This window comes from Sinobaca sp. H24 (assembly GCF_023845525.1).
The window spans coordinates 1-15,083 of the sequence record NZ_JALBWT010000025.1 but is presented as its reverse complement, the minus strand read 5'-3'; the positions used below and the strand labels follow the sequence as shown (position 1 = coordinate 15,083).

Here is a 15,083-nt window from a genome sequence, read left to right as displayed (position 1 = left end):
AAAAAACTTCTCTTGAAGAGAAGCTTTTTCATTTATTAACGACAAGCCTTTCGGCATATGCTCTTTTAGAGTCCCTGCACTCCCAGGTTTTGAAGCCACTGGGATAAATAAGGCGTATCATAAATCATATACTGAGCCATGCCTGACTGTGCTATGGCCTGTTGAATTGGTTCTACCGGCACGAGCGAAAAAGCGACAAGGAGTATAAAAAGCACTACGTACGTCTCTACAATTCCCAGCAGTCCGCCCAGCCATTTGTTAAGCATACTTACAAGAGGGATACCCGATATAACGTTAAAAATAGAACCAAGCATCTGCATGATTATTTTAGCCACAATAAACAGCGCTATAAAAGCAATGGCCGAATAGAAAAACGTCTGCATGTCAAAAGTCGCTGATAAAAACTGCACGTTCTGGCTTCCGGAATCCTGCAGAAATCCGGGATACGGTATCCACTGCCTGAGCCAGGCGGCTGTGTCTTCATAGAAATAAAAAGCAATGACTAAAGCGAGAAGAAAACTCACCAAAGAAACAAACTGCAGGATAAATCCTTTTCTTAATCCGGAAAAAAAGCTGCCGATTAGAAAAAGAAGAATCAGTATATTTATAAGCATGTGTTATCTGTCCTCATTTTCTTCTTGAATAGTCTGCTCGTTCTTGTACTCGTCTTTCATTTTTAAGTTTTCATCACCAGATTGACTGCTGTTAATACGGCCAGTCTGGTCGTATTCAAATACGGATTCAGAGATTTATGTTCTTTCATTTTTTCTGTCAGGGCTTTCGCTACTTTTCTTACATGTTCGGGTGGATCATCTCCAACAATTGTGTACTGCTGTCCATATATCGTTACGGTCGTTTTGTATTTATTTTTTTCCTCAGCCATCGTCATGCCCCCTGATCTAAGCAAATCCTATACTTTATCATAACAGAATCGCCAACCAATGAAAAATGTTTCCCACCTTTCTGCCGGGGCCTGATATTCCAGCACAGCAGTCCAGTTATGCACTGCCTGTTAAAAACCGGCCCTTCCTGTATACGGAAGAGCCGGCCCGGGCGTTTCTTATTGTTTTCTTAAATTGGCATGAAATGTTTTTTCTACATGATGGAGTACCTTTTGATGGGCCTGCTGCATTTCTTCCTCAGCCAGGGTACGGTCCGGATCAAAATAGATGAGTGAAAATGCCAGAGATTTTTTCCCTGCTTCCATATGTTCCCCGTCATATACGTCAAACAGAGAAACATGTTTCAAAAGGGGACTTCCTGTTTCTTCGATCGCTTTCTGCACTGCTCCTGCCTCTACTTCCGTATCTACTACAAGAGCAATGTCCCTTGTAATAGAAGGAAAGCGGGGGATCGGGGTATAGGTGACCGGCTCTTCTTTTGAGGCAATCAACTTTCCTAAATGCAGTTCAAATACGTACGTTTCTTTTATATCCCATTCTTTCTGCACTAATGGATGAATCTGGCCGACGTAGCCTATGAACATACCCTGCGCATAAATATCTGCACTGCGCCCCGGATGCATATCCTTCATTGAGGTTCTTTCGAAACGTACATCCTGTCCCCAGCCAAGTTTTACAAGCAGGTTTTCAACTATTCCTTTAACCGTGAAAAAGCTGGTTTCCTGTCTGGCTGTTCTCCAACCCGCCTCACTCCATTTACCAGTGACGGCGCCGGCAGCATATTCAAATTCCTCCGGCTGGCCTGTCAGTGTCTCTTCAGTGCTTCGAAACACTGAACCTACTTCAAAAACAGCTGTATCTGCATTTTGGCGGTTTTGATTGTATTGAATAACATCAAGCAGATGAGGAACCAGGCTCGACCGCATGGTGCTTCTTTCTTCGCTCATCGGCATCGTGACTTTGATCGGGTACCCCGGACCTCCGGACAAAAACCTTTCAATCATCCGCGGAGATGTTAAGGAATACGTGACCGCTTCATTTAACCCTGCACTTTCCAGAAAACGGCGCACTTTTCGTTTTTGCTTTTGGGCTTTTGTAAGAGATCCCGGGGTTAAAGCTCCCGCGGGCAGGGTAGATGGAATTTCATCATACCCATACAGCCGTGCTACTTCTTCTGCTAGATCCGCTTCGATAAAAATATCCCATCTTCTTGATGGTATTTCCACATCAAAAGTTCCGTCTGCTTCTTTATAAGGAAAGCCCAGACGGTCAAAGACCGCTGCAATTTCTTCCGTGTTCAGAGGAAGGCCGAGCATAGTATGAAGCTTTTCTGTCCTCGTTGAACAATCCTCGGAGAACGGTCTCTGGAATCATGTACTGACCCGCTTTTCTGGACTTCTCCACCAGCAAGTTCCACAAGTAAGGCTGCCGCTCTGTCAGCTGCTTCATCTGCCCGTAAATGATCAATTCCTTTTTCAAACGAACGCTGGATTCGCTGCGCAGTCCCATATCTTTTGATGCTTTTCTGACTAATGCCGGATCAAACACCGCTGTTTCCAGAAGAATCGTTGTAGTATCCTCCTGCACTTCTGAAAAGCTTCCCCCCATGACGCCGGCAAGGGCTGTCGGCTCTGTACCGTTTGTAATAACGAGGTATTCGGGTGAAAGTTCACGTTCTGTTTCATCGAGCGTTACCATTTTCTCATTCATTTCCGCACGACGCACGACGATTTCCCTGGAGCCAAAACGATCCAGATCAAATGCGTGCAGTGGCTGGCCATACTCAATCAAAATATAATTTGTAATATCAACCGCATTATTGATAGGGCGAATGCCGGCAGCAATTAAACGATTCTGCATCCATACGGGAGAAGGTTTAATTTTAATATTGCTGATGACCCTGGCGTTATAATAAGGGGCATCCTCCTCGTTTTCTACGCTGACGCTGACGGGTGATTCTGTTTTTTCTTCATGCTCTTCTACCTGGGTATTCGGGTGCGTTACTTTTCTGTCTAAAAGAGAAGCAACCTCATACGCCGTTCCAAGCATGCTCAGGCAGTCAGCCCTGTTAGGCGTAAGGTCAAGCTCCAACACCGTGTCATGGAGCTGCAGGGCCTCTACTGCACTACTTCCGGTTTCTACACCGGCCGGAAAAATGTAAATGCCATCTGTAAATTCTTTGGCTACCAGTTTCTGCTCGATGCCAAGCTCCTGCAGGGAGCAGATCATTCCTTCTGAAGCGACTCCCCGAAGCTCTGTAGAAGAAATCGATACATTACCAGGCAGGACAGCGCCGGGCAGTGCTACAGCTACTTTCGTGCCTGCTGCTACGTTAGCAGCTCCGCAGACAATCTGGTTTTCCCCTGAACCAGTGTCTACCTGGCAGACGTTGAGCTTATCAGCTTCCGGGTGCTTTTCTACAGAGAGTATCTCCCCTACGACGACCGATTCAATAGGCTCGGTTCTTTTATAAACAGCGTCTACTTCAATCCCTCCGCGGGTAAGACGCTCTGCTGTTTCTTCCGGGTAACATCCCGTACGTCTACATATTCATTCAGCCATTCATATGAAACTAACATCTAATCCCTCCTTATATCTGCTTCCATTGATTTAAAAAACGCATGTCATTTGTATAAAAATGACGAATATCATCAATACCGTACTTCAAAAGGGCAAAACGTTCTACACCCATTCCAAAAGCAAATCCGCTGTATTCCTCAGGATCGAATCCGCTCATTTCGAGTACCTTTGGATGCACCATTCCGGCACCAAGCACTTCAATCCACCCGCTCTGTTTACACATACGGCAGCCGCTTCCACCACAGATACCGCACGTTACATCGACTTCTACAGAAGGTTCAGTAAAAGGAAAAAAGCTCGGACGCAGGCGGATGGTCCGCTCTTCGCCAAAATATTTCTTCACGAATGCCTCCAGGATTCCTTTCAGGTCACTCATGCGGATATTCTTATCCACGTAAAGTCCTCGATCTGCATGAACTGATGGGAGTGGGTCGCGTCGTCATCATCGCGGCGGTACACTTTACCAGGGCAGATAATTTTGACCGGTCCGCGTCCCTCATGCTTTTCCATCGTACGTGCCTGGACCGGCGACGTCTGGGTACGGAGCAGCAGATCTTCCGTTATGAAAAAAGAATCCTGCATATCACGTGCCGGATGCTCTTTCGGCAGATTCAACGCTTCAAAATTATAATAATCCGTTTCAATTTCCGGCCCCTCTGTAACGGAAAAACCAAGGCCGATGAAAATATCTTCAATTTCTTCTACTACTGCCGTCAAAGGATGCCTCGATCCCTGTTTAACCGTATCGCCCGGAAGCGTTACGTCAATTGTTTCCCCGGCAAGCTGTTTATTTAATTCCTCCGCCTCAAGGGATTGATTTTTTTCGTCCAGTTTTTCCTGGATTTCGCCGCGCACATCATTCGCAGCCTGGCCGACTTTAGGCCGTTCTTCTGCCGAAAGCTTTCCCATTCCTCTTAATACTTCTGTAATGGGGCCTTTTTTCCTAAGTATTTCACCCGCACCTTTTCTACATCTTTTTTATCTGCTGCCTGGTTTAATTCTTCCAGCGCCTCGCTCAAAAGTGCCTGTAATCGTTCAATCATTTTATTTCCTCCTGCCGATATCGCTCTACGCGTGTTTTGGACAAATAAAAAAACCTTCCTCCCGGAAAGGGACGAAAGCTCGCGGTACCACCCTTGTTAATCCTGCCGCTGCCGGCAGGAATCACTTATACAGCGTAACGTGCTGCCAAACGGGATACCTTTTGGATTTCTCTACTCCGGCTCCGGCTCTGGACTGAATTCATCCACTATCTGCACATAAGAATGCTTCCAGTCTAAGGCATTCTTTCCCTGTATGGCGGCTAATGGACTACTTGTTTCCTTCAATGCTTTTTATATGAATACAGTAAAGTATAGATAATAATGCTTTTGTTTGCAACCGTCCTGCTAATTTACTTTGTGCAGATAGTATAAAAGGATGCCGGTTGCTACCGAAACATTCAAGGATTCGGCTTTTCCGTAAATCGGCACGTAAATATTCTGGTCTGTTTTTTCCAGTAGTTTTTCATTCACACCGGCTCCTTCGTTGCCTATGATCAGGGCAAATCCCGGCTGCGGCTCAATCGCTGTATGCGTTGTTCCCCCCTGAAGGGAAGTACCAAATACCGGAATACTATTATCGCGGCAGCGCTTTATCCAGTCTTCGAGCTCTCCCTGCAGAACAGGCACGTGAAAAAATGACCCCTGTGTGGACCGGATCACTTTATCGTTATAAACGTCTACCGTGCCTTCACCGAGAATGACGGCTTTGGCTCCCACCGCATCGGCGGTTCGGATAATCGTTCCAAGGTTCCCGGGATCCTGCACATTATCGACCAGTACATACATCTCATTCTCTTCCGCTTCGACGGCGGCGTCGGGTATCATCTGACAGAGCGCAATAATGCCGGGCGGCGTCACGGTCTGGCTCATACCTTTCATAACGGCCTCTGTAACGATAGTAACAGGTATATTTTTTCGTTTTTCTTCAGGTGGAAGCAGCTCATCTGCTATCACAAAAATATCTGTAATCAAATTTCCATAAACAAGGGCTTCTTCAACAAGATGCCTACCTTCTATAACAAAAAGCTGTTCTTTTTCGCGTTTTTTTCGTTTCGTCAGCTGTTTAATTAATTTGACAGTGGCGTTTTTTGTAGAATCTATTTGTTTCAACAGGCTGTTCTCCTTTTGTACCGGCTTCTTTTATCCATCCTCTATCTTACCTTGAATCAGGCGGTTTTTACATAATTATTTATGTTTTATAAAAAAGCCTGCAGGGAATCCCTGCAGGCCGCTGACAGCTTCTTAATTATCGAATACAATTGCTTTTACTTTATCTTCATCCAATGCCTTGCTGATTTCTACAAGCAGCTGAACTGCGTGCTCAAAATCATCGCGGTGCAGAATCGCTGCGTGGGTATGAAATATCTGGTCGGTACGGTTATCGCAAGCGAAGGCACCCCTTCTCCTGACAAATGAATGGAACCTGCATCTGTTCCCCCGCCGCTCATGGCGTCAAACTGGTATGGAATGGAATGCGTATCAGCAATATCCGTTACGAAGTCACGAAGCCCCTTGTGTGCTATCATCGAATGGTCATAAATCAGCACCTGCGGGCCTTTTCCGATTTTCGCTGCTGCATCATTACTCGTCACTCCAGGTGTATCTCCGGCAATGCCAACATCTACAGCGAACCCGATATCAGGCTTCACTTTATTCGCTGCCGTTTTAGCGCCCCGCAGGCCGACTTCTTCCTGCACAGCCCCTACACCGTAAACTTCATTTGGGTGGTCGATTTTCAAGACGCTTTAATACCTCAATAGCAATGGCACATCCGATACGGTTATCCCATGCTTTTGCCATCAGTAATTTCTCGTTATTCATCACTGTAAAGTCACAGATCGGAACGACAGAGTCTCCCGGGCGCACGCCGAATGATTCGGCTTCTTCTTTGCTTGAAGCACCAATGTCAATAAACATATCTTTAATTTCCACCGATTTTTTACGCTGTTCCGGCGGAAGGATATGCGGCGGCTTTGATCCGATAATCCCTGTAATGCTGCCTTTACGGGTCATTACCGTTACGCGCTGGGCGAGCATAACCTGGCTCCACCAGCCTCCGACCGTTTGAAATTTCAAAATCCATTATCATCAATCGTTGTAATCATAAAGCCGATTTCATCAAGGTGCCCTGTAATCATTAATACGGGGGCCGCCTTTTTTCCTGTTTTTTAGCGATCAGGCTGCCGAGGTGGTCGGTTGTGACCTCATCGGCAAAAGGCTCAATATATTGTTTCATAACATCTCTTGGTTCTTTTTCATCTCCGGGAATTCCTTTTGCATCTGTTAAATCCTTCAGCATTTGGAGCGTTGGTTCTAATTCAGCCATGTTTGTTCCCCTCTCAATATGTAGTGTCTTCACCATTCTTAGTATAAAAGGAATTGTTTCGATACTCAAACAATTTCTTTTATTCAGCGGGATGTCTTTTCATTAGTAGCCATTCTGTTGTCTTTTATGGTTTGTTTCGTTCTTCTTTTTATAGGCTTCCACGATTTCGTCTTTAGAAAACTGCAGCTTTTCCCCGAGCAGCAGATATTCTTTAAAAAGCTGCATAAATGAGTCTTCGGACAGATTTTGGCTCAGTTCCGCGGAAGCTTCGTACACATCCTGAAAGTGCTGGGGCAGAGCCGAATCTTTGGAAATTCCAGTTTCCGGGACGGCCTCCCACTGCTGGTCAATACCCATGGATAATAAAAAATGAATACCGTCACGTATTCCTCTAGAATAACGTCGCGGCTGGAAGCAGGCTTAAGGCTCCAAAATTTAAAACAGCGGGTTTCGTTAGCCAGTTCTCCAAGTTCTACTTGAAATGCAAGCAGCTTTTTTGTAAAATGTCTCTCTGCTTCTTTCCAGTCCGTGTGTGGCTAATATTTTTCATCGAGCTCTCTTGAATCGCATATAATGACTGCATGGTTACTCCTTCTTTCGTATTATTCTGGTTTCTGGTGAAACGTTCTTTCTATTCTATCGTATATTCTGGTAAGAATGAATGAATAAACGTATAATGTGACAAGAACAGATGCCGCGGCGTAACCGCCGGTTGATTGTCCCAAACTGTAAGCAAGGGAGGAACTATTATATGATGGCACTATTACTGCGCCTGCTGCTTCTCATTGCTCTAGTGATTATTGTATATACAGCTGTGCAGTACTTTAAGAATCCCAAACGCAAGTTGGAAATGGCGCACAGCAAAAAATATTTTTATTTTTTGGATGATGTTAAAAACGTCCGGAAAAATTTTCTTATTACGTATAAAGGGGTTATGTTTGAAGGGGAAAAATATCTGGGATCCACTTCTACTTCCTTTGATGTGGTTTCTATATCCATATGGGTGCTGGACCGCGAAGCTCTGCAGGGACTACAGCGCAAGGACTTTGAATTTATGGAAAAAGAAATTCACTCCAACTACCCCAATGCCGAACTGATCTGGAAAAGCCCCATTAAGGAATTTATTAATAAGTCTGAACCATAAAAGCAGATAGTCAGCATGTTTCCCGGTTTTCATACAAAAAAAGGACGAGCCATCAGGCCCGTCCTTTTTTGTAGTTTATTTTAATTTAGCTTTTGCCTGATCAGCAAGTGCTGTGAAAGCTTTTCGTCATTTACAGCAAGATCAGCAAGCATCTTGCGGTTCATGTGAATATCCGCCTGTTTGAGGCCATGCATCAAACGGCTGTAGGACAGTCCGTTCAAGCGTGCAGCTGCGTTGATACGCGTAATCCAAAGCTTACGGAATTCGCGCTTCCGCTGTCTGCGGTCCCGGTATGCATACTGAAGTGATTTCATTACCTGTTCCTGAGCCGTTTTAAATAAACGGTGTTTGGAACCATGATACCCCTTTGCAAGTTTTAAAACCTTTTTACGACGACGACGTGCCACATATCCGCCTTTTACTCTTGGCATCGTCCATCCCTCCTTTAATTTCTATTTATTATCGTTTCAATTAATCGTTAGTTGTTTATGGAAGCAGCTGTTGGATACGCTTTTGGTCTGTTGGATGCACCAAGCCCTGTTTGCTCAATCTGCGCTTTTGCTTTTCAGATTTGTTGCGGAACATATGGCTTGTATAAGCGTGTCCACGCTTAAGCTGACCAGAACCAGTCTTTTTGAAGCGCTTTGCAGCTCCTCTGTGAGTTTTCATTTTAGGCATGTTATTTCCTCCTTAGCATGTGATAAAACGATAAGCTTTACGCTTTTTCGTTTGGGTCTTTTTTATCTTTATCAGATACAGGTTTTCTTTATCAGATGCAGGCTTATCTTTATCTGATATAGGTGCCAAAATGAGGAACATGCTGCGGCCTTCCATCTTGGGCTTCGTTTCAATGGTACTGACGTCTTCACAGTCTTTAGCAAGACGGTCCAGCACTTTTTTCCCGATGTCGGAATGAGTAATCATTCTTCCACGGAAACGAATAGCAGCTTTGACTTTATCGCCTTTATCCAGGAACTTTCTGGCATTGCGGAGCTTTGTATTGTAATCGTGCTCTTCAATGTTCGGGCTCAGCCTTACTTCTTTGATGTTGATAATTTTTTGTTTCTTACGTGCTTCTTTGTCTTTCTTCTGCTGTTCGTAACGGAACTTTCCGTGTCCATAATACGGCATACAGGAGGTTTTGCATTAGGAGCAACCAAAACCAAATCAAGATTCGCCTTTTGGGCTAATTCAAGTGCTTCAGACTTAGATTTCACACCAAGCTGATCGCCATTTGCATCAATTAACCGAACTTCACGTGCACGAATTCCGTCATTAAGCTTAACGTCTTTACGAATAATGAGCCACCTCCGAATTTTTTTGAACCTCAGCACTTATGCGCAACTTTATATCTGTCTGCCGTTTTATAAAACGGGACCAGATCACTCAAATGAGACAAAAGCATATAAAAAGGGTGCATGAACGTACCATGCACCCTGAAATCTGTCTCATAAATGGTTATATTGCTTTACCATAATACCTGGCAGCTGCGAGTTGCGCCGTTCAGGTGAGAAGCGGGTGCTTCTTCTTGCTTTGGTTTCGTTTTTTGACACTAGGAAAGAATACCATATGGATTATACAGTGTCAACGTGCCTTGTTTAATTTATTTCGTTATCTCTTCTGATATCGAAGCAATAAAGGCACCAAGCTTGGCAGTGTGAGTATCCTGGCTGCCATAGCTTCGTATATTCACTTCATCGGCATCCTGTTCTTTATCACCGAGTACAAGCGTATATGGGATTTTTTTCATCTGGGATTCGCGGATTTTATAACCAAGCTTTTCCTCCCGTACATCGAGCTCTACTCTTACGCCGGTGCGGCGGAGTTCTTCCTGTACGCGTTCGGCATATTCCATGTGGGCATCCAGCGACACCGGAATGACCTTTACCTGGACCGGTGACAGCCATACTGGCAGCGCACCTTTATATTCTTCCAGAAGAAAAGCAACGAATCGTTCCATCGTAGATACAATTCCACGGTGTATTACTACCGGACGGTGCTCTGCACCATCTTCGCCGACATAAGTTAAGTCAAACCGCTCCGGAAGGTGAAAGTCGAGCTGGACAGTCGCAAGCGTCTCTTCTTTGCCAAGAGCCGTCCTTACCTGAACATCAAGCTTTGGACCGTAAAAAGCCGCTTCTCCCTCTGCTTCCACGTAATCCACCTTCATGTCGTCCATTGCTTCTTTTAACATACTCTGAGCTTTGTCCCACATAGCATCATTGTCTACATATTTCTTTATCTTCCGGATCGCGATAGGAAAGCCGGAAGTGATAATCATTAATGCCAAAGTCATCATACACTCTCTGGATCAGCTCTACTACACGCTTGAACTCTCCCAGAAGCTGGTCCGGTCTTGCAAAAATATGGGCATCATTAAGGGTCATTGCACGAACGCGCTGCAGACCGGACAGGGCACCTGATTTCTCGTAGCGGTGCATCGTGCCAAGCTCTGCAATACGTACCGGCAGATTCCGGTAGCTGTGCATCTGCTGTTTATATACCATCATGTGATGCGGGCAGTTCATTGGCCGGATCACGAGCGTTTCATTGTTATCCATTTCCATTGGAGGAAACATATCATCCTGATAGTGATCCCAGTGACCGGAGGTCTTGTAGAGCTCCGAGCTTCCGAGTACGGGAGTATAGACATGATCGTATCCGAGCTTTTCTTCCAGATCAACGATATAGCGTTCAATTGTACGGCGGATGGTCGCTCCTTTCGGAAGCCACATCGGCAGCCCCTGCCCTACTTTTTGATTAAGCGCAAAAATATCAAGCTCTCTGCCGATCTTACGATGGTCGCGCTCTTTGGCTTCTTCAAGCATTTTTAAATGCTCATCCAGTTCTGTCTGTTTTACAAACGCCGTTCCGTAAATCCGCTGCAGCATTTGATTGTCGCTGTCTCCGCGCCAGTAGGCTCCGGAAATACTCATGAGCTTGAATTTTTTCAATTTACTCGTGCTCGGAACGTGAACGCCTCTGCACAAATCAACAAACTCCCCCTGCTCATACAAGGAAACTGTCTCCCCTTCCGGAATAGCATCAATAAGTTCCAGTTTGAGATCGTCCCCAAGTTCTTTAAACAAGCTTTGTGCCTCTTCCCGGCTTACTTCCCGGCGGACCACGGGAAGGTTTTCATCAATAATTTTTTTCATTTCTTTTTCAATTACCGGCAGATCTTCCGGCGTTAAGGAATGAGATAAATCCATATCGTAATAAAAACCATTTTCGATGACGGGACCGACACCGAATTTTGCATCCGGATATAGACGCTTTACTGCCTGGGCAAGAAGGTGGGCGGAGCTGTGACGAAGAATTTCCAGCCCTTCCGGCTGCTGGTACGTAATAATTTCAATCTTACCGCCCTGCTGGAGCGGTTCCTTCAGATCAATAAGCACCCCGTCCAATTTACCTGCCAGCGCCTGTTTTTTCAGACCCGGGCTGATCGAAGACGCGATTTCTTCAAATGAACTGCCGGACGGAAATTCCTTTGCTGCACCATCCGGAAAAATAAATGTAAGCTGCTCTGCCATTATGCCATCTCCTTTAATACTGACTGTTTGTTCTCTGTAAACACAAAAAAAACGCCCCTTACCATAAGGGGCGATTCATCTCGCGGTTCCACCCTTGTTCCCGTTCTGCCTGCGCAGCAGAACCAGCTCAAGTCCGGGTAACGTCCGGGGGCCGGCAGCGGATACTTGTTGTTCCCCGCTGCTGCTCCAAGGTGGTAAAAAGAATGTCTCGTTAAAAAGCTCTCAGCAGCTGCTTTTTTCTCTGTATAAGAGGCCTGATTCTTTTCATATCCTTTTCTTTGCATCTCATGTTTAACTGATCATTATTATAATAACTCTTTTAGGGAAAAGCAAGAACCATTTCCTGCTTTAATTCTGCATCACAAAATCTTTTTCAGCTTTGGATTCACCGTCAAAACGATGAAGCACATTGTATTTCGTATCACGCTGGGCCGGGATTTTACCTGCTTCGCGGATCAGGCGGAGCGTTTCGTTCGTATTAACTTTATGCGTAGTCCCTGCAGCAGATACAACGTTTTCTTCCATCATTGTGCTTCCAAAATCATTGCAGCCGTATTCAAGGGATTTCTTTCCAGTTACCGGTCCCATAGTTACCCATGAGGACTGGAAGTTGGAAATGTTATCCAGGAATAACCTCGAAATAGCAACATTACGAAGATAACCTTCCGACGTAATAATCTCACCTTTCAGGTTTGTATTATCCGGCTGGAAACGTCCAGGAAATAAAAGCAAGAAAGCAGTCAGCTTCGTCCTGCGCGTCACGGACTCTCTGCAGGTGAAGCGCTCTTTCTTCATTAGATTCCCCAAGCCCTATCACCATCGTAGCCGTGCCGTGCATGCCTACTTTTTTAGCTGTCTTCATGCAGTCAATCCATTCTTTCCAGGTGGATTTAGACGGCTGACTTTCTTTCTTGTTTCTTCTGTTAAAATTTCTGCGCCTCCGCCGGGAAGGAATCCAGGCCGGCTTCATGCAGTTCCGTAAGCACTTCTTCAAGCGTAAGCCCCGACACTTCCACCATTTTGTAAATCTCTGCCGGAGAGAAAGAGTGCATTGTAATATCTGGGAAGCGTTTTTTTATGTTTCTTAATAAATCTGTATAGTAGCTGAATGGAAGGTCCGGGTTTGTACCGCCCTGCATCAAAATTTCTGTTCCATTTACGTCAGATGTTTCCTGGATTTTCTGGAAAATTCTTCATCAGAAAGAACATAGCCTTCTGAAGATCCCGGCCTGCGGTAGAAGGCGCAGAATCTGCAGTATGTGTCGCAGAGATTGGTATAGTTAACATTTCGTCCTACTACGAATGTCGTAACAGGATCCGGATGCCATTCCTGCATTTTTTATTGGCTGCTGCCCCCATTTTTTCGATCTCATCGCTTCGTACAAGCGGACAGCATCCTCCATCGTTAAGCGTTCCCCTTTTAGGGCACGGTCCAGAATAGAATCTATACTCATCGTAAAACCTCCATCATTAATCAAGTTATACCGCGTTTGTTCAACAGCTTTATTTATCCTGTACACTGCCATATTCGATTACTATTTTATGGTATCATAATTTCCAGTCATTTTCCCAATCCATACACTCAAAATCAACACTCATTTTTTACAAATAAGGCGAAAATAAAAACGTTCCTTACGTTTTTTTTAAATACTCCGCTTATTATCGCCATCCACATGAACAGCTTCCGTTAAATGTTTAATTCGTTCCATAATCCGGCTTGCTTTCATGTCTTCGGTGCCGCCGCGCTGTGAATAGGACAGGTGATTTTCCAATTCTTTATAATTATAGTTGGACGTATACAGAGTAGGAAGTTTTTCCATCATACGATACTGCAGGATCACGCCGAGCACATCATCACGGATCCAGGCAGACGTTGTTTCTGCCCCGATGTCATCCAGAATAAGCACGTCAACTTTTTTTATACTGTCTATTTTCTCCTGGGTGGTACCTGTTGAAAGAGCTTCTTTCATTTCCCTGAAAAAGTCCGGGCGTAGACAATTATGGTCGATATACTGCGCTTTGCCAGCGCATTCGCCACAGCCCCCATAATAAAGGACTTTCCGACACCAAATTTCCCGTGAAAGTAAAGACCTTTGGCGTTATTTCCAGGCTCTGCACTTTCTACAAACTCAATCGCTTTTCTTGCAGCTTCCGACCGGCTTGAGTTGTCCAGTTCAATATCATCAAATGTCGCTTCCACCACTTCCGAAGGAATATATAGACTCTTTATCAGCCGGCGGTGCTTTACTTTTTCATCATACTGCAGCTTTAAAGAGCACTTATGGTAGGCTACGCTCCATTCCCGTCCGCTTCCGGTAAGCTCAGGCTGGTAGCCCTGCATCATATTGGGGCACAAATCAAGACCCGGGCAGTTATCGCAGTGATCCCGCTCCCGCTTGTACTCAAAAAGCTTCATCATATTACGCTCTAAATCACCGTTCGTAAGATCCGGGTGCTTTGATTTAAATTCAAGAATACGCGGATCTTTCAATACTTCGTCACGAAGCATATTATACCTGTTCCGCCATTCTTTTTGATTCATCCACTTATCAAGGGATGATTTAATAGGATCCATTGAGCGTCACCTCAGCTTTCCGATTTCTCTTTCCATTGTTTCAACCGCTCTTTAAACAGCTGTTTCTCTTCTTCCCATTTCGATACTTCTTCAGGCGTCTGTTCCACCTTGCTCACATGACCTGCTTTTTGTTCTTCCAGCCACTTGGGGACAGTACCCGGCTTAGGGGCGGAGGACCGCCCGAACCTGGATCCGTACTCTTTGGGAGGCTGGTCTTTGCGTTCTTTCTGAGCTTTATTTTCTTTGCTGGCAAGCTCCATCGCTTCTTTTACAGTCGTCACTTTCGCACGTGTCCACTGCCCTGCAATTTTTTGTACAAACGCAGAATTGAGCTTCATGTTATTTATACGCAGCACATAGTCAATCAGTACATTGGCAACCCCGGGCTGCAGCTTGTATTCAAATAACAGTGCCTCGGCAATTTTTACATCTCCGGCAGGCACCTTTGCTCCCTCCGAAACACTTTCCAGAAGAGCCATAGGTGAAATTTCCTCAAAGTACTTAATCATTTTTTCTTTTCCGGTTACGGGCCTGGTCTTTCATTATCCGGTATTCCTCCGGCTGTGTTCGGTACCCCAGCGCCGGCGGCTCTGATCCATATTCATAGCGGTACCATTCCTGCACTTTTTTCCGAAGGGCATCAAGATCGAGCTCTTCATTCTGATCAAGAGAGCGCTGAATTTCTTTGCTCATATCCAGAGGCTCCATCCGGTACAAAAAGGCCAGCCGCTTAATAGCATGTATGTTATCACTTGATTTTATTTTTTCTTTATTTATAAAGGCAGGCAGATCGGCATAAAGCAGATCCATATCAAATGTCTCGGCTTTAATATCAATCCCCGGTCCTCCTTCGGCTGATAAAAGATCGATGTCATTGTTTTCGCTGAAAATTTCTTCTGTCATCTTCATTTCTGATTGGTGAAGAGACGTAAACACCTGGTCAAAAGAAGAGGTGACGTCTTTATACAAAGAACTCT

The 15,083-nt window shown here is 45.0% G+C and carries 8 protein-coding genes, 9 pseudogenes and 1 other annotated feature; of the genes and pseudogenes, 1 reads left to right on the top strand and 16 read right to left on the bottom strand.

Features of this window, described 5'->3' with window-relative positions; all coding sequences use genetic code 11:
* Positions 1 to 65: 65 nt before the first annotated feature.
* The 7 genes and pseudogenes from MMY81_RS23435 to MMY81_RS23405 form a co-directional block, all read right to left on the bottom strand.
* A complete protein-coding gene (locus tag MMY81_RS23435) occupies positions 66 to 614 on the bottom strand; it encodes a CvpA family protein (RefSeq protein ID WP_120192577.1) in 549 nt (182 codons plus the stop codon).
* 62 nt (positions 615 to 676) lie between these two features.
* Complete coding sequence (gene zapA / locus MMY81_RS23430) at positions 677 to 883, bottom strand: cell division protein ZapA (RefSeq protein ID WP_252314739.1); 207 nt, start codon at positions 881 to 883, stop codon at positions 677 to 679.
* Positions 884 to 1,060: 177 nt separating this feature from the next.
* Positions 1,061 to 3,481, bottom strand: a pseudogene (pheT, locus tag MMY81_RS23425) (phenylalanine--tRNA ligase subunit beta).
* A gap of 11 nt (positions 3,482 to 3,492) precedes the next feature.
* Positions 3,493 to 4,525: pseudogene (gene pheS, locus MMY81_RS23420) on the bottom strand (phenylalanine--tRNA ligase subunit alpha).
* 345 nt (positions 4,526 to 4,870) lie between these two features.
* Positions 4,871 to 5,635: a TrmH family RNA methyltransferase gene (locus MMY81_RS23415; protein WP_252314738.1), complete on the bottom strand. Its 765-nt coding sequence runs from the start codon at positions 5,633 to 5,635 to the stop codon at positions 4,871 to 4,873.
* 132 nt (positions 5,636 to 5,767) lie between these two features.
* A pseudogene (locus tag MMY81_RS23410) lies at positions 5,768 to 6,851 on the bottom strand (M42 family metallopeptidase).
* Positions 6,852 to 6,953: 102 nt separating this feature from the next.
* Positions 6,954 to 7,348 (bottom strand): annotated as a pseudogene (locus MMY81_RS23405) (dUTP diphosphatase); the annotation flags it as partial.
* A 254-nt stretch (positions 7,349 to 7,602) separates the two neighbouring features.
* Here MMY81_RS23405 and MMY81_RS23400 point away from each other — a divergent pair.
* Positions 7,603 to 7,995, top strand: a complete 393-nt coding sequence (locus MMY81_RS23400; RefSeq protein ID WP_308215456.1) for a sigma-w pathway protein ysdB — start codon at positions 7,603 to 7,605, stop codon at positions 7,993 to 7,995.
* Between the two features lie 75 nt (positions 7,996 to 8,070).
* Here MMY81_RS23400 and rplT read toward each other — a convergent pair.
* From rplT to MMY81_RS23355, 9 genes and pseudogenes are all read right to left on the bottom strand, one after another.
* Positions 8,071 to 8,426: pseudogene (gene rplT / locus MMY81_RS23395) on the bottom strand (50S ribosomal protein L20).
* A gap of 55 nt (positions 8,427 to 8,481) precedes the next feature.
* Positions 8,482 to 8,673: a 50S ribosomal protein L35 gene (rpmI, locus tag MMY81_RS23390; RefSeq protein ID WP_120192585.1), complete on the bottom strand. Its 192-nt coding sequence runs from the start codon at positions 8,671 to 8,673 to the stop codon at positions 8,482 to 8,484.
* A 12-nt stretch (positions 8,674 to 8,685) separates the two neighbouring features.
* Positions 8,686 to 9,326, bottom strand: a pseudogene (gene infC / locus MMY81_RS23385) (translation initiation factor IF-3).
* 69 nt (positions 9,327 to 9,395) lie between these two features.
* Positions 9,396 to 9,531: a sequence feature (ribosomal protein L20 leader region), on the bottom strand.
* Between the two features lie 67 nt (positions 9,532 to 9,598).
* Positions 9,599 to 11,531: pseudogene (gene thrS / locus MMY81_RS23380) on the bottom strand (threonine--tRNA ligase).
* A gap of 348 nt (positions 11,532 to 11,879) precedes the next feature.
* Positions 11,880 to 12,985: pseudogene (gene mqnC, locus MMY81_RS23375) on the bottom strand (cyclic dehypoxanthinyl futalosine synthase).
* 189 nt (positions 12,986 to 13,174) lie between these two features.
* Complete coding sequence (locus MMY81_RS23370; protein WP_252314736.1) at positions 13,175 to 13,501, bottom strand: ATP-binding protein; 327 nt, start codon at positions 13,499 to 13,501, stop codon at positions 13,175 to 13,177.
* On the bottom strand, positions 13,498 to 14,106 hold the full coding sequence (locus MMY81_RS23365; protein WP_252314735.1) for a hypothetical protein: 609 nt from the start codon (positions 14,104 to 14,106) through the stop codon (positions 13,498 to 13,500). The genes MMY81_RS23370 and MMY81_RS23365 overlap by 4 nt, the downstream gene beginning before the upstream one ends.
* An 11-nt stretch (positions 14,107 to 14,117) precedes the next feature.
* Complete coding sequence (locus MMY81_RS23360) at positions 14,118 to 14,615, bottom strand: DnaD domain protein (RefSeq protein ID WP_252314734.1); 498 nt, start codon at positions 14,613 to 14,615, stop codon at positions 14,118 to 14,120.
* Positions 14,608 to 15,083 (bottom strand): annotated as a pseudogene (locus MMY81_RS23355) (replication initiation and membrane attachment family protein); the annotation flags it as partial. The gene MMY81_RS23360 and the pseudogene MMY81_RS23355, both read right to left, overlap by 8 nt.

Bases quoted from the DNA above. Each gene is read 5' to 3' on its own strand.
- MMY81_RS23435 (WP_120192577.1), bottom strand. From the start codon at position 614: ATGCTTATAAATATACTGATTCTTCTTTTTCTAATCGGCAGCTTTTTT.
- zapA (WP_252314739.1), bottom strand. From the start codon at position 883: ATGGCTGAGGAAAAAAATAAATACAAAACGACCGTAACGATATATGGA.
- MMY81_RS23400 (WP_308215456.1), top strand. From the start codon at position 7,603: ATGATGGCACTATTACTGCGCCTGCTGCTTCTCATTGCTCTAGTGATT.
- rpmI (WP_120192585.1), bottom strand. From the start codon at position 8,673: ATGCCTAAAATGAAAACTCACAGAGGAGCTGCAAAGCGCTTCAAAAAG.
- MMY81_RS23370 (WP_252314736.1), bottom strand. From the start codon at position 13,501: ATGAAAGAAGCTCTTTCAACAGGTACCACCCAGGAGAAAATAGACAGT.
- MMY81_RS23365 (WP_252314735.1), bottom strand. From the start codon at position 14,106: ATGGATCCTATTAAATCATCCCTTGATAAGTGGATGAATCAAAAAGAA.
- MMY81_RS23360 (WP_252314734.1), bottom strand. From the start codon at position 14,615: ATGATTAAGTACTTTGAGGAAATTTCACCTATGGCTCTTCTGGAAAGT.